At 61.2% G+C, this 13,773-nt stretch carries 13 protein-coding genes; 5 read left to right on the top strand and 8 right to left on the bottom strand.

All coding sequences use genetic code 11. The annotated features are described in order from the left end of the window. Positions 1-26 precede the first annotated feature (26 nt). Positions 27-200, top strand: a complete 174-nt coding sequence (locus tag BLW21_RS21445) for a hypothetical protein (RefSeq protein WP_175470845.1) — start codon at positions 27-29, stop codon at positions 198-200. After that, positions 176-1,189: an adenine nucleotide alpha hydrolase family protein gene (locus BLW21_RS03500; protein ID WP_092737973.1), complete on the top strand. Its 1,014-nt coding sequence runs from the start codon at positions 176-178 to the stop codon at positions 1,187-1,189. Before BLW21_RS21445 ends, BLW21_RS03500 begins: the two co-directional genes overlap by 25 nt. Before the next feature lie 153 nt (positions 1,190-1,342). On the opposite strand, the gene BLW21_RS03505 is transcribed toward BLW21_RS03500, so the two are convergent. After that, positions 1,343-1,693: a 4Fe-4S binding protein gene (locus tag BLW21_RS03505; RefSeq protein WP_092737975.1), complete on the bottom strand. Its 351-nt coding sequence runs from the start codon at positions 1,691-1,693 to the stop codon at positions 1,343-1,345. A gap of 198 nt (positions 1,694-1,891) precedes the next feature. Here BLW21_RS03505 and BLW21_RS03510 point away from each other — a divergent pair, with 198 nt between their 5' ends. Both BLW21_RS03510 and BLW21_RS03515 read left to right on the top strand, forming a co-directional pair. Then, complete coding sequence (locus tag BLW21_RS03510) at positions 1,892-2,917, top strand: acyl-CoA reductase (protein WP_092737977.1); 1,026 nt, start codon at positions 1,892-1,894, stop codon at positions 2,915-2,917. A gap of 93 nt (positions 2,918-3,010) precedes the next feature. Next, positions 3,011-3,310, top strand: coding sequence for a hypothetical protein (locus BLW21_RS03515; RefSeq protein ID WP_092737979.1), 300 nt, complete (start codon positions 3,011-3,013; stop codon positions 3,308-3,310). Positions 3,311-3,448: 138 nt separating this feature from the next. On the opposite strand, the gene BLW21_RS03520 is transcribed toward BLW21_RS03515, so the two are convergent. From BLW21_RS03520 to BLW21_RS03540, 5 genes are all read right to left on the bottom strand, one after another. Next, positions 3,449-4,321, bottom strand: coding sequence for a nucleoside phosphorylase (locus BLW21_RS03520; protein WP_092737981.1), 873 nt, complete (start codon positions 4,319-4,321; stop codon positions 3,449-3,451). Positions 4,322-4,402: 81 nt separating this feature from the next. Beyond that, complete coding sequence (trhO, locus tag BLW21_RS03525) at positions 4,403-5,356, bottom strand: oxygen-dependent tRNA uridine(34) hydroxylase TrhO (protein ID WP_092737983.1); 954 nt, start codon at positions 5,354-5,356, stop codon at positions 4,403-4,405. 110 nt (positions 5,357-5,466) lie between these two features. Beyond that, entirely contained in the window at positions 5,467-6,099 is a 633-nt protein-coding gene (locus BLW21_RS03530; RefSeq protein ID WP_092737985.1) for a NeuD/PglB/VioB family sugar acetyltransferase, read from the bottom strand. Between the two features lie 137 nt (positions 6,100-6,236). Then, the gene (locus BLW21_RS21925; RefSeq protein WP_092737987.1) at positions 6,237-7,490 is read right to left on the bottom strand and encodes a hypothetical protein; all 1,254 of its coding nucleotides are present in this window, start codon (positions 7,488-7,490) and stop codon (positions 6,237-6,239) included. Between the two features lie 69 nt (positions 7,491-7,559). Next, positions 7,560-8,843 (bottom strand): DUF2851 family protein, encoded by a 1,284-nt coding sequence (locus BLW21_RS03540; RefSeq protein ID WP_092737989.1) that lies wholly within the window; start codon positions 8,841-8,843, stop codon positions 7,560-7,562. Positions 8,844-8,953: 110 nt separating this feature from the next. On the opposite strand from BLW21_RS03540, the gene BLW21_RS03545 reads away from it, so the two are divergent. Then, on the top strand, positions 8,954-9,793 hold the full coding sequence (locus BLW21_RS03545; RefSeq protein ID WP_092737991.1) for a tetratricopeptide repeat protein: 840 nt from the start codon (positions 8,954-8,956) through the stop codon (positions 9,791-9,793). Between the two features lie 84 nt (positions 9,794-9,877). Here the strand turns inward: BLW21_RS03545 and BLW21_RS03550 are convergent, their stop codons facing one another. Continuing rightward, complete coding sequence (locus BLW21_RS03550) at positions 9,878-10,522, bottom strand: outer membrane lipoprotein periplasmic chaperone LolA1 (protein WP_092737993.1); 645 nt, start codon at positions 10,520-10,522, stop codon at positions 9,878-9,880. Positions 10,523-10,644: 122 nt separating this feature from the next. Then, positions 10,645-13,614 (bottom strand): FtsK/SpoIIIE family DNA translocase, encoded by a 2,970-nt coding sequence (locus BLW21_RS03555; protein ID WP_092737995.1) that lies wholly within the window; start codon positions 13,612-13,614, stop codon positions 10,645-10,647. Between the last annotated feature and the right edge of the window lie 159 nt (positions 13,615-13,773).

Genomic DNA, 13,773 nt, shown 5'->3' on the forward strand with positions numbered 1-13,773 from the left:
TTTTCGTTTCTTCTTTCTCGTTCTGAATGCCTAATATCTACCAGCAATGCAGCCGTTGCATTATGGACACTACCGTGCCCGGCATCACCTTCGATGCCCAGGGCGAGTGTAATTTCTGCGCCCTGCACGATAAAATGGACCGCGCCTGCCCACTGGGGAAGCTGGCGAGCGGCACGTGCAGGACCTGGCGGCCGATATGAAGCGTGTGGGCCGGGGCCGCCGCTACGACTGCGTACTGGGCGTAAGCGGGGGCCGCGACTCTTCGTTTACGCTCTGGTATTGCGTGGTGAAGTTGGGTTTGCGGCCGCTGGCAGTGCATTTCAACGACGGCTTCGGCAACCCCATAGCCGGCGAGAATATGACCAAGGCCTGCCGCATACTGGGCGTGGAAATGCGCACCATCACCTCCGACTGGCGCGAATCCAAAGACCTTAAAATTGCCTTTCTGAAGGCTTCGGTGCCCGATATGGAGGAAGGCACCGACGTGGGCATTGCCACCGCTCTTTACGGCGTAGCAGCCAAGGAAGGCATCCAGCGCATCATCATCGGGCAGTCGTTTCGCACCGAGGGTATTGCGCCGCTGAGCTGGAACTACCTCGACGGCAAGTACCTGAAGGCCGTGCACAAGCAGTTCGGCACCGTGCCACTGCGCCCCTGGAAACCGGCCGACCCAGGCTTCCACCTCGACCTGAAGGAGATGTTTTACTATGCCTTCATCCGGCGCATTAAAACCGTTACGCTGCTTTACCACGTCGATTATGTGCGCGCCGATGTAGACCAATTGCTGCAAAAGGAACTCGACTGGGTAAACCCCGGCGCCCATTACTTCGATGACCTTTACCAGAGCGTCATCTATTACCTCAACCGCACCAAATTCAACATCGACCGGCGGCTGTTCAACTACTCGGCCCTCATCCGCTCGGGGCAAATGCCGCGGACTGAGGGTTTGGAGAAAGTGCGCCACGTCAATAGCATCGAAGACGAAAAGGTCATCAGTCTCTGTATTAAGCGCCTTGGCCTGACGCGCGAGGAGTTTGAGCATATCGTGGCCACGCCACCTACCACCTTCCGCTCCTACCCCAACAATTACGCCCTCATTCGCCGCCTCCGCTGGCCCATCAAGCTACTGAGCCAGTTCCGCCTCATCCCCGAATCAGCCCACGACAAGTATTTCAACTGCGGCACCTAATACTCAACGGTGAGGCCGAAACGCCCGGAAGACAGCTAAGCGGTTCGTCCCTTTCAGGGCCCCAGAATCAACCGAAGCGCAAAATCCTTGACATCCGTGCTGGAGTCAGGGGCTTTGCGCTTCGGTTGATTTTATGCGGAGGACGAGCTCTTGTTAAGCCTTCTGGTGGAGCCACTGCTGCTTGGCTAGCAGCTTTTCCTGCGATTCGCGGTAGTCGGGGTCGTCTACGCAACAGTCGACGGGGCATACGGCAGCGCACTGAGGCTCCTCGTGGAAGCCCACGCACTCGGTGCATTTATCCGATACGATGTAGTAGTACTCATCGGAAACCGGAGTTTGGGGCGTTACGCCTGATATGGTCTGGCCGCCATCGAGTTGCACGTCCTTTAGCGTAGTGCCGTCGGCCCAGCGCCAGGCGGCGCCGCCCTCGTAAATAGCGGTGTTGGGGCATTCCGGTTCGCAGGCACCACAGTTGATGCACTCGTCGGTTATCATTATGGCCATAGCCTCGGGAATCGTTAGGGAGAGAAAATCGGGTAAGCAAGGTACGTAAGCGGCCGGGGGCAGGATACGGAAAGGCAAAAGTAGGCATTCGCCGTACACCCCTATGTATATGCTATGTAATTTCGGGCCGCCGATATTGTTTTAATCTGCTGGCGGCTTCGGCAGTCCTTCTCCTTCGCATTTTCAGCTTTCCTATAGATGACCTACGCCGACCGCCTTGCCGCTTTTGTGGCCCTGGGCCAGCGCCTCACCGCTTTGCTCGATCCGGCCCAGGCCGACGAGCTGACCGAGCTTTGCATCCGGGCCCGCAACAATAACCCGTGGTTTGATGCGCCCAACGTACGCGCCGCCCTCGAGGGCGTAGCCGAATTGCTACGCGAAGAGCCCCTACGCCAGTGGGCTGGCCGCTACCGGCCCGAGCCCCAGGCCCCCCGCCTGGTAGGCGTAGTAATGGCCGGCAACATTCCGCTGGTGGGCTTTCACGACGCGCTGTGCGTGCTGCTCAGCGGCCACCATTTGCTGGCCAAGCTCAGCTCCGACGATACGCTGCTCATGCGCTGGGTACTGAGCGAGCTGACGCGCCTCGAACCCCGCTTCGCCGACGCCGTGCAGCTCGTCGAGCGCCTCAACGCCGCCGACGCCTTCATTGCCACCGGCTCCGACAACACGGCCCGTTATTTCGAGTACTACTTCGGCAAGAAGCCCCACATTATCCGGCGCAACCGCACCAGCCTGGCCATACTCACGGGCCGCGAAACACCCCACGAGCTGGGGCTGCTGGGCGCCGATATCTTCCGCTACTATGGCCTGGGCTGCCGCAACGTCAGCAAGCTTTACGCCCCGGTTGGCTACAGTTTCCCGCTGCTGCTCGATGCCCTGCAGCCCTGGCACCATGTGCTGCACCACAACCGCTATCAGAACAACTACGACTATAACAAGAGCATCCTGCTCGTCAATGCCGTGCCTCACCTCGACTCAGGCTTTCTGCTGCTCACTGAAAGCGCCCGGCTCGTATCGCCCATCTCGGTGCTGCATTACAGCACGTACACCACCGAAATCGACCTGGTCGACCAGCTAACCGACGTGGCGGCTCAGACCCAGTGCCTCGTATCGGGCGGCGGGCAGTATCCGGGCTCCTTCGCCTTCGGCCGGGCCCAGCATCCCGGCCTCGCCGACTACGCCGACGGCGTCGATACAATGGCTTTCCTGGCCGATTTGAGTTGAAAGAGAGTTAAATCGACATTAAAAATTAAATTTTAATTGTGTTTTAATAAGTCTGCGAGTAGATTAGACTCACCTCAAACCAACGTCTACGCCATGCTTACGCTAGCCCAAGTTCCCCAAACCGTTGCCAAAGAGTCTTTGCGTGAGTACCGCTTCGCAGCCCAGGACGTGCTGACTACTGCTGCCGACCGGCAAAGCCGACGCCATTATGCCGAGCGGGCCACCACACTGGGCAACGCCCATCACGGCAAGGTCAACATCTATTTCCGCACCGCCGACGGGGACGTTAAGCGAGTGCAAACCACCATCTGGGCCACTGACGCCGACCACCTCACACTCAAAGCCGGTAATTTCCTACCCCTGCGTTGCGTGCTGGGTTTCGATTTTTGCTAAACCTATTCGGTTCTCTGAATAAACTGACGGCCCAACGCCAAGCCCGCCCAAACAGAATCTGTTGGGCGGGCTTGGCGTTGGGCCGTCATATAATTGCACAATACCTGGATATGGTATCCAGGAAGTAATTCATCCTGCTTAGAGCCGGTCGAGGGTTTTCTGAATCAGGTCGCCCACGATTTGGTCGGCGTTGGTGGCAAACTCGCCGGTGGTGCGGTTGGCCACGATGGCGTTGAGCGAGAGCACCTCGTGGCCCAGCATGCGGCCCAGCGAGTAGTAGCCGGCCGTTTCCATCTCGAAGTTGGTGAGCCGGAACTCGCCCTCGGCGCTCTGGTAACGGTAGTTCTGGTAAGCCTCAATGAGATGAGGCATGCGCAAATCAAGACGTAAAACCCGGCCCTGGGGGCCGTAGAAGCCGGGGCAGGTGAGCGTGTTACCCATAATCATGTCGTGGCCGATTTGCTCGCGCAGCAGGTCGGAGCCGCGCACGCAGTACGGGCGGTAAGGCAGCTGCAGAGCCTCCTGAATGCCCTGAGCCACTTCTATTTCCAGGCCGGTTTCTACCAGCGGGTAGAACTGCATGAGCGAATCGAGGCCCACGGCGTGCTCGGAGGCCAGCAACGAGCCCACCGGCACATCGGCCTGCAACGAGCCGCTGGTGCCCACCCGCACAATGCGCAGGCTAATGTGCTCGGCCTGGGGCCGTACCTCGCGGGTCACGAAGTCGATATTAACCAGCGCATCGAGCTCGTTCATCAGAATATCGATGTTATCGGTGCCCATGCCGGTGCTGATAACGGCCATGCGCTTGCCCTTGTAGTAGCCTACATGGGTCACGAATTCGCGCTTGTGGATTTTGGTTTCGATGGAATCGAAATGCTCGCTCACGCTGGGCACCCGCTCGGGGTCGCCGACGGTAATAATGGTGTCGGAAATATGGTCGGGCAGCAGGTTGAGGTGGTAAACGCTACCGTCTTTATTGAGAATGAATTCCGATTCGGCGATGGGCATTGGTGGGAGGTTGGAAAGTGGAGAACTAAAGGAAAGGCTTGTTATCCTTGGCTTTGCGTAGGATGACAGTTTGCGGGTTTGCTACTGGCCCGGAGCGCGGTACGAAACCAGGCCCTGCTCGGGGCTGTAGTGGTTGCTGAGCTTGGGGTAGGTGCCAGTGCCGTCGTAGGGGCGCTTGGCGGGGTGGGCCTGGCAGGTGGGCGAGCAGGCGCCGGCCATTTGTTCGGCGCAGGCCTCACAGAGCGGTACGTGGGCGTTGCAGTGCGGATTGGCGCAGTTCACCATCCGGTCGGAGGGCGTGTGGCAGTGCTGGCACTGGCTGACGATGCTGGGGTTTACCGTGTTTACATCGACGGCCACGCGGCCATCGAACACGTAGCACTTGCCCTCGAAGTCCTCGCCCCCGGCCTCCAGACCGTACTTGATGATGCCGCCGTGGAGCTGGTACACGTTATCGAAGCCCTGGTCGAGCAGGAAGGCGCTGGCCTTCTCGCACTTGATGCCGCCGGTGCAATAGGTCAGGATTTTCTTGTCCTTGTACTGTGCCAGCTCGGCTACTTTCTCCGGGAATTCGCGGAAGTTCTCGATGTCGAGCGTCACGGCGTTTTTGAAGCGGCCGAGGCGGTGCTCGTAGTCGGAGCGCACATCGAGTACCACCACGTCGGGCTGGTCCTTCAGGTCGCGGAACTGCTCGGGCGAGAGGTGAATGCCGGTGCGCTCGTAGGGCCGGATGGCGGGCAGGCCCACATGCACGATTTCGGGCTTCACGCGCACGTGCAGCTTCCGGAACGTGTGCTCCGGGGCTTCTTCCACCTTGAATTCGAGGGCCGCAAAACGCGGGTCGGCCTTCACCAGTCGCATGTACTCTTCGCAGTCGGCCCGGCGGCCCGAAACGGTGCCGTTAAGACCTTCGGGGGCCACAATGATGCGGCCCAGCAGGTTCAGCTGCAGGCAAAGCCGGTGGTGCTCCTCCCGAAACTGCTCGGGATTCTCCAGCGGCGTGTAGCAGTAGTAAAGCAGAACGAGAAAGTCCATTCTTCGCTGAGAAGTTGAGAAGGTGAAACCTGAGATGTGAGATGAGGAAATACCTGGTTGGTGGTTTCGTCCGGCTCACTTCTCAGGTTTCGGAATCCCATGTCTAAAATTTAAACTTTCGCGGCCGGGTTACCGAAAACCGTCTGGCCCGCAGCTACATCGGCCACCACAACCGAGCCAGCCCCTACGCGGGCTTTAGCCCCGATTTTCACCCCGGCCACGATTACGGCACCGGCCCCAATGAAGGCCTGCTCGCCCACCGTTACGCCGGCGTTGAGGATGGCCCCGGCCCCTAGTTGGGCGTAGTCACCCACTTCGGACTTTACATCGACTACGGCATTGGCACCCAGAATGCAGCCGTCGCCGAGGCGGGCGGTACCGGCTACCACGGCGTTGGCGCCCACGAGGTTGCCATGGCCCAGCCAGGCGTGGGCCGATACGCTGGCCCGCTCATGAATGGCGTTGACGGGCGCCACACTGTATTCTTCGCGCAGCATGTTGGTGAGGCTGCGGCGGCTGGCCGTGTCTTCGGTGGCCACGAATACCTCACATTTCTTGCCCAGCAGCTTGAGCAGCTCCTTATCATCGGTGTTGCCCATCACCGACACGTCATTGAGTTCGGTCTGCTGCAGCGCAGCATCGTCGTCGAGCAGGCAGTACACGACTACATCGTTGCTCTGGAAGGCATCGAGGGCAGCGGTGCCCACGGCCTGGGCTCCCAGGATGATTACAGGATTTTCCATATCTATTAAAAAACGGCCGCGGGGCGGCCGATGACGAGTTAAGAACGAAACAGCAAAGATACGGCATGAGATGTCAGTTGCCAGTTGCTAATGAAACAACGGGTCATGCTGAGCATTCCCTTTCACTAGCAACTGATTCACTTCAGCCAGCGGCGCACGTAGTTGTTTTGCAGCAGTAGCAGCAGCAGAAACGGCAGGAACGTGGTGCGGTAGCGGCTGAGCGTGCCCAGGTTAGGGGTGGTGAGGCCCAGCAGCGCGGCCAGCAGCAGGCAGTAGAGTAGCAGCGCCGCTACCACCGCAAAGGGCAGCCGGCCGGCGTGGCCCCGCATTATGGCCATTAATGCCACGCCCAGCAGCGTCAGTAGCAGCAGGTTTTCGAGGCCCGCAGCTACGTAGCGCACCGAGTCGCCCTCCCAGGGCCAGGGGCGCACCAGCGTGTTGAGGGCGGCCAGCGGCGCATGTTGCAGCACGCTTGCGGTGGTAGGCTGCAGGTTGGGGTAGTGCAGGTGCGGCCGGTTGGCGGAGGCGCGGAGCAGAACGGTGTAGTTGCGCTGGAGCTGGGAGGTGAATTTGTTGGGCCGGAACAGCGTGCTCACCTCCCCTGCCGCCCAGCCGCCACCGGCCAGCAGCCCCAGCAGCAGCGCCGCCTGCACCAGCCGGTGGCGGGCCAGCCCCAGCTGCTGCAGCACCCGTATCAGTCCCAGCCCGGCCAGCACCCCAAACAGCACCACGGCGAAGAAATAGCGCATCTTGAAGTGCAGCAGCGCAGCCGCCAGCAGCCCCGCCACTACCCAGCCCCGGCCCGCAGGCGGCCCGTAGGCCAGCCGTAGCACAGCGGCCAGCACCAGCGCCCCGCTGCCCACCAGCAGGCTTTCCTTGGTCAGTCCCGAAGTCCAATACAGCACCGTGGGCCAGAGTAGAAAAGCCCCTACCGCTGCCAGCGGCACCGCCTCGGGCCACAGCCGCCGCAACTGCCGCACCAGCTCCCAACTGCCTACAAAGCTGAATACCGACAGGTACAGCGCGTTCAGCCCGGCGCTGCCCAGGCTGGCCAGGTTCAGCACCGACAGCAGCTTGACGAGGAACAACGTGTTGGAAAAACCATGAAACACCAGCGCCGCCCCCTGCCAGTGAAATTCATCGGTCGGCAGCATCTGCAGCCACTGGCCGGGGGCCTGCCACAGCTGGTCGGTCATGCGCCGGCTCCAGTCCATAAAATACAGGGCATCCTCCGTCAGCTTAACCAGGGTAAAGGCTGTTACCAGCAGCTTCAGCGCCAGCGTGGGCAGCACCCAGCGGCCCACCTGCGGCAGCGGCCGTACCCGGCGCAGCCACCGCCACAGCAGCCACAGCAGGCCGGTATTGAGCAGGAGGGCGATAGTAATCTTCATTTAAGCCGCAAGCTACAAGCTGCAAGCCACAAGCTGTAGCGCGAAAACCTGTTTCGTATTACGCCTGCCCTAGCTACGTGGGCGGAGCAGGCTGGCCCCAATGCCGCAGTTCACGCAACGGCGCGGGGCGCAGTAGCCGCGGTGCAGGGCCAGCAGCGCCTGTGAGTCGGCGGCGCAGGTGTGGCGGAAACCGGCGGCTTCGTAGGCGTCGGTGAGGCGGTTGCGCTCGGCGGGCAACTGGTCGAGCAACGCCAGGGCGGCTTCTACCTGCTCGGGGTTGCCGATGGAGCGAGCGTAGGCCACGCGCAGGGGCACGACGGTATTGGTTATCAGCAGGTGCACGCTGCCGCGGCCCAGCGCGGCCACTTTGCCGGAGCGGCCGGGACGAGTGTGGGTTTGCCAGTACGCGGGCAGCGGAGCCCGGAAAAACTGCTCCAGCGCCCGGCCGTCGCGGGCCGTGAGCAGGGCGTCGAAGAGCGTGGGGCGGGCATGCAGCAGGGCCAGCAGCTGGACCAGCCGCACGGTGGGGAAGTTGGCCGGCCGCAGCCGCAGGAAATTCCACTCGTGAGCGGCCAGCGCCGTACCGTGCAGATTGTGCTTGTGGCGCAGAAACCCGAACTCGGTTTGCAGCTCCCGACTGAACTCATCCAGCGGCTCGTCTTCCAGAAACCCGGCCTGCCCGAACATGAGCGCGGCCAGCTGGCGGGCGTCGGCGCGGTAGCGGCGCAGCAGCGCCAGCGGCAGGGCTTTGGCCAGGCGGGCCAGTGGCTCGCTGTTTTTCTGGAAGCCGAAGGCCGCCGCCAGTGCGTGCCAGGTGGTGGCCTCCCAGTCCTGACCCAGCTGCTCGTGCAGCGCGGCTACGCGGTCGGCCTTCTGCTCCATGCGCTCCAGTAGGGTCCGGCCCAGCATCATGGTGCGCGTCAGCTCCGATACCCGGGGCAGCAGTGGGGCGCAGGGCAATAGCGTTTCGGGAGGTTGGCCGCGCAGCTGCTCGTAGGCGGCCAGGGCGCCGGCCGGCAGCCGCGCCGCCAGCGCCAGCACCGGAATTTCGGAGCCGTTGGTACGTTGCACCGGCACGTCGGCCACGTCCACTACGTGCAGTACCACCTGGTCGTATTTGGGGTCGGTCTGGTGCTGGTGGCGGTGCCAGTCGGAGGCGCGCAAATGGATTTCTACGGCCCCGCTCCACTCCACCTCGCCCAACTGCAGGCGGGCCTGGAGGAAATCGGGGCCAGCGTCGGGGTTGCGGTGGCCGGGCCGCAGCACAGTTATCAGCTGGCCGTCGTCGGTGCGCAGGTCGGTTTTATCGAAGTACTGGTGCTGCCAGATGTAATGGAGAAAGTCTTCCTGCATAATGGATAAAGGACAGGTTAGGGCATAACGCAAAATTGATAATCAGGCTGTTAAAGATAGTTTTTCTCCCATACCTTGCCAATCTTTATTAACCCGCAAAAAGCTTCTGCTTGCCTGTAACTCTCTTTGACAACCGATTTCTACCCGACACTACCCGCCGGGCTATCATCTACCTTTATCGGGCGCGTTTCGCCGACAACCGCACTTCCCACTACACCCGCCGGGCCATCGAGATGCTGCTCATGGCGGCCGAGGCTGGTAACATCAGCGCCGCCAGTATGCTGGGCATAGCGTATCACGAAGGCTGGGGGCGGCTTCCGCAGGATAGTAGTCTGGCGGCGCGCTGGCTACAGCAGGCCGCTGCTGCGCGGCACCGACTTGCCTGCTACAACCTGGCCATTCTGTACGACAATGGGTTGGGAGTTGAGAAGAATCCGAACATTGCCCGCCGATATTATACCATAGCCGCAAAGGCGGGTTGCTCCGAAGCCATGTATGCGGTAGGTACCTACTACTACTGGGGTCATGGCATCGAACCAGATTATACCAAAGCCAGGAAATGGTTTCGCCGCAGCGCTGCGTTGGGCAACGCCAAGGCCATGCAGGATTTGGGTCGTATGTATCAACGCGGAGTCGATGGGGGGCGCAATGCTGCTCGGGCCATTCGCTGGTTCCAGCAGGCAGTGGCGGCCGGAGATTCCAGAGCCCACATTGGATTAGGGATTGAATACGCCATAAAAGAGGAATTCCCACAGGCCCGCCAACATCTGGAGCTGGCAGCCGAATCTGATGAGTCGCACGCCATGTACCTGCTGGGCCGATGGGCCGAGGAAGGCTGGGACACGCCACCTAACCTTGCGGACGCACGCTTCTGGTTCCGCGCAGCCGCAGAGCTCGGACATGAAAAAGCCGGCTTCCGGCTGGCGGGTTTAGAAGGCGAAGGTTTCTGACTAACGGCTCAATCAACCATAAAAAACCGGCCCGCCCCTGCTGAAACAGCAGAAGCGGGCCGGTTAGGTTAGCAGGCGGCGCGGTTAGCGCAGGTCAATCACCTTTACGCCTTTGTATTTGGCTTTGTCGAAATTGAAGGTGGTGGCATCGACCGGGGCATTGGGCAGGAACTTGCTGATGCGGTAGGTGTAGCGGTTGCCGTTCTTCTTGTACATCTGCCAGCTTTTCACCGCCTTGTCGGTGCGGCCGATTTTCAGGCGCACTTTGTACATGGGGTTGTTGCGGTCTTCGGGGGCCAGTTCGATAACGTCGACCAGTTCGCCGCCTTCCTTGGCCTCCCCGGCGTAGCTATACTTGTAGCCCTTTTTATAGAGCGTATAAATCTGCGAAGGCGATACTTCCTGCTCGTCTGGCTCGTAGTCGGATACGTTTACTTCGTTTTCCGACTTCATGTAGGTCCACATGGTCTGGCCGTTGTTGATGACTTCCTGGCCACTCATTTTTAGCCGGAACTTCTGGCCGCTCACCGTAATGTCGCCGCTCAGGTTTTCTTTCACCTTGGCCGCATCGTTTTCGAGGGTTTGGGTGAACGTAGCTTTAAAGGCCTTCATGGCCTTGTATTTCGCGCTCATCTGGTCCAGAATCTTCCCCGCCTTGGGGTCCTGCTGGGCCGAAGCCACGGAGGTAAACGAAACGGACAGAGCGAGCAGAGCGAGATATTTCTTCATTGCAAAGGGAAAATCTTAGGAGTGAGTATAGAGACGTGAGAAGTGAGACTTTGTTTAATTACAAATGGGTGGAAGATGATTTTTTCTCACTTCTCACGTCTCTGCACTCACTTCTATCCTCTCTATTTGGGCAACGTATTCAACAACTGTTCCAAACTGTACTCATCCGGAATTAATACCTCCCGGGCCTTGCTGCCCTCGAATGGGCCCACAATACCGGCGTGCTCCAACTGGTCGATCAGGCGGCCGGCGCGGTTGTAGCCGAGCTTGAGGCGGCGCTGCAGCAGCGAGGTGCTGCCCTGCTGGTGCGTAACAATAACGCGGGCCGCCTCCTCGAACATATTGTCGCGGTCGGCGGGGTCGAAATCGTCGCTGTTGCCGTTGCCGCCGCCGTCCTCGCCCACCACTTCGGGCAGATGGTAGGCATCCGGGTAGCCTTGCTGCCCGCCCACGAAGTCGCAGAGGCGGTCCACTTCGGGCGTATCGATGAAGGCGCACTGCACCCGGATGATGTCGGAGCCCTGCGAAATCAGCATGTCGCCCTGGCCGATGAGCTGGTCGGCCCCGCCGGCATCGAGGATGGTTCGCGAGTCGATTTTGCTCGTCACCTTAAAGGAAATCCGGCAGGGGAAGTTGGCCTTGATGATACCGGTAATCACGTTTACCGAGGGGCGCTGGGTGGCCACAATCAGGTGGATGCCGATGGCGCGGGCCAGCTGGGCGAGGCGGGCAATGGGCGTTTCCACCTCCTTGCCGGCCGTCATCATCAGGTCGGCCAGCTCGTCAATCACCAGCACAATGAAGGGCATGTAGCGGTGGCCCTTCTTAGGGCTGAGGCGCCGCTCCACAAACTTGCGGTTGTACTCTTTCAGGTTGCGGCAGCCGGCATCCTTGAGCAAATCGTAGCGCTTGTCCATCTCCATGCACAGCGAGTTGAGCGTGTTGACCACCTTCTTCGTGTCGGTGATGATGGGCTCCTCGGTGTCGGGCAGCTTGGCCAGGAAGTGGCGCTCGATCTTGTTGAAGATGCTCAGTTCCACCTTTTTGGGGTCGACGAGCACGAACTTGAGCTGGCTGGGGTGGCGCTTGTAAATCAGCGAAGCCAGAATCACGTTCAGGCCCACCGACTTACCCTGGCCAGTGGCGCCGGCCATCAGCAGGTGGGGCATCTTGGCCAGATCGACCACGAATACCTCGTTGGTAATGGTGCGACCGAAGGCAATGGGCAGGTCCATTTCCGTAGAGATGAACTTGTCGGTGTTGAACACCGAGCGGATGCTCACCATCTCCTTTTTGGCGTTGGGCACCTCGATACCGATGGTGCCCTTGCCCGGAATAGGCGCGATGATGCGGATACCTAAGGCCGCCAGGCTCAGGGCAATATCGTCTTCGAGGCTCTTGATTTTGCTGATGCGCACCCCGGCGTCGGGCACGATTTCGTAGAGCGTGACGGTGGGGCCGATGGTGGCCTTGATGCTGGCGATGTTGATGCCGTAGTGGCCCAGCGTCTCCACGATGCGGTCCTTGTTGGCTTCGAGTTCCTCTTTGGTTACCTGGGCTTTGGCCTGGCCGTAGTCGTTGAGCAGCTCCAGGGTGGGGTACTGGTAGCGGGGCAAATCGAGGGTGGGGTCGTACTCGCCGGTGGGCATCACTTCGGCCTCCTCGTCTTCCTCGGCAATCACGGCCATGTCGGGCCCGGCCGAGGGGTCTAGCTCGGGCTTACCGGTGGCATCCTCCACCTCGAACGAGAGGCCTGCGGGCCGGACCGGTACGGCGGCCGGGGCGGCCGGGGCGGCCGTAGCGGGCGGCAATGGGGTGTCATCATCCACCAAATCGGCCAGCGAAAGCGGCGTGGGCACGTTGGCCACCAGCGGTGCGGCCGGCGGCGCAACCGGCGCGCGGTCGGGCTCGGGCTCGGCTACCTCAATAGAGAAGCTCGGGCCACTGGCTTTGGCGGCTACTGCCGCAGCCGCTACCGGCGCCACGCTCAGGGGCAGCGCCGAAGCGCCGGCCACCAGCCCCCCTCCTACCGCGCTGGCGGCTGCCAGCGCGGGCGAAGCGACCGAGCCCGTGCGGGCCGGCGCAGGGGCCGATTCGGCCTCGGCGGGCGCGTCGTCGGCCTCTTCGTCGGCCACGGCGCCCGCGCCGCGGGTGTCGCGCAGTGTGAAGCCGAGCGGATTGTCGTCAGGTTCGTCGGCCGCCGAAGGGGCATCAATGGCCCAGGGCGCGGGGGCGTTGGTGGCGCGGTGGTTGCCGGCAGCCGGGCCCGGGTTTTCACCGGTATCAGCCGTGGCAGCAGCGGGGCTGCTCAGGTTGAGGCTGGTGATGTTGAAGAAGAACACCACAAACGAAATCAGCACGAAGGCCAGCAGCAGCACCGTGCCCCAGCCAATGAGGCTGTCGAGCAGGAAGGCCGTTTCGTAGCCCACGCCGCCGCACAGAAAATCGAGGCTGTGGGCCAGGGCGGGGTCGATGTCGGGGCTTTGCAGCGAGAGCACCACATAGCCCAGCAGCACGCTCAGCCAGAGCGTTGTGAACAGGCACAGGGCCAGCACATAGCTGAACGATACGGCCCCGCGGCGAAACACGATTTTGTAGCCCAGGAAGAACACGATGGGAATCAGGGCAAACGCCGCCACTCCAAATCCATCCTGAATCAGCCACTCGGCCAGCAGCGCGCCCACTACCCCCAGCCAGTTGCCGGTTTCCTGGCCCGCGTCGCGCAGGGCCGTGCGGCTCAGGCTTTCGGTCACGCTCTGGTCGGCGTGGCCGGTGAACAGGAACGAGACGAAGGCAATGGTGAGGTAGATGGAGCTGAAGAGCAGGAAGAAGCCCAGAAACAGCTGAAACCGCCGGTCGCGAAGAAAACCGAACAGCTTACCCAGCCGCAGCGCGGGCATTTTCAGCGGCTTGCGCTCCTTGCGGGGGCCGGGAACCGACTTGGGCTCGTTGCGCCGGTTTTCGCGCGGCGGTGCCTCGGCAGCGGCAGCGGGCCGGGGTTGGTTGCGGGCCGGCCGCGGCTCCGCCGGCCGGGGCTCGTTGCCGCGGCGGGTGGGGGTTTCGGCCGGTTGCTTGTAGGTATTTTTAGCCATTGGAAAGTACGCCAGAAACCAAATCTAGGTATAAAAGAGGTGAAACAGGGAGATAACTCAAGGGGAGACAGTACGATGATGGAATAGTACGTTTGACGTTCCGAGTCGCCAACGGCACGCAAGGGGAAGCTAGGCCGTTGAGCCCGACCACTTACCCCG

This window comes from Hymenobacter psychrophilus (genome assembly GCF_900107135.1).
Lineage (GTDB): Bacteria > Bacteroidota > Bacteroidia > Cytophagales > Hymenobacteraceae > Hymenobacter > Hymenobacter psychrophilus.

Coding starts and splice junctions, on each gene's coding strand:
- BLW21_RS03555 (WP_092737995.1), bottom strand. CDS start 13,614: ATGGCTAAAAATACCTACAAGCAACCGGCCGAAACCCCCACCCGCCGC.
- BLW21_RS03520 (WP_092737981.1), bottom strand. CDS start 4,321: ATGCCCATCGCCGAATCGGAATTCATTCTCAATAAAGACGGTAGCGTT.
- BLW21_RS03530 (WP_092737985.1), bottom strand. CDS start 6,099: ATGGAAAATCCTGTAATCATCCTGGGAGCCCAGGCCGTGGGCACCGCT.
- BLW21_RS21445 (WP_175470845.1), top strand. CDS start 27: ATGCCTAATATCTACCAGCAATGCAGCCGTTGCATTATGGACACTACC.
- BLW21_RS03505 (WP_092737975.1), bottom strand. CDS start 1,693: ATGGCCATAATGATAACCGACGAGTGCATCAACTGTGGTGCCTGCGAA.
- BLW21_RS21925 (WP_092737987.1), bottom strand. CDS start 7,490: ATGAAGATTACTATCGCCCTCCTGCTCAATACCGGCCTGCTGTGGCTG.
- BLW21_RS03510 (WP_092737977.1), top strand. CDS start 1,892: ATGACCTACGCCGACCGCCTTGCCGCTTTTGTGGCCCTGGGCCAGCGC.
- BLW21_RS03515 (WP_092737979.1), top strand. CDS start 3,011: ATGCTTACGCTAGCCCAAGTTCCCCAAACCGTTGCCAAAGAGTCTTTG.
- BLW21_RS03550 (WP_092737993.1), bottom strand. CDS start 10,522: ATGAAGAAATATCTCGCTCTGCTCGCTCTGTCCGTTTCGTTTACCTCC.
- trhO (WP_092737983.1), bottom strand. CDS start 5,356: ATGGACTTTCTCGTTCTGCTTTACTACTGCTACACGCCGCTGGAGAAT.
- BLW21_RS03540 (WP_092737989.1), bottom strand. CDS start 8,843: ATGCAGGAAGACTTTCTCCATTACATCTGGCAGCACCAGTACTTCGAT.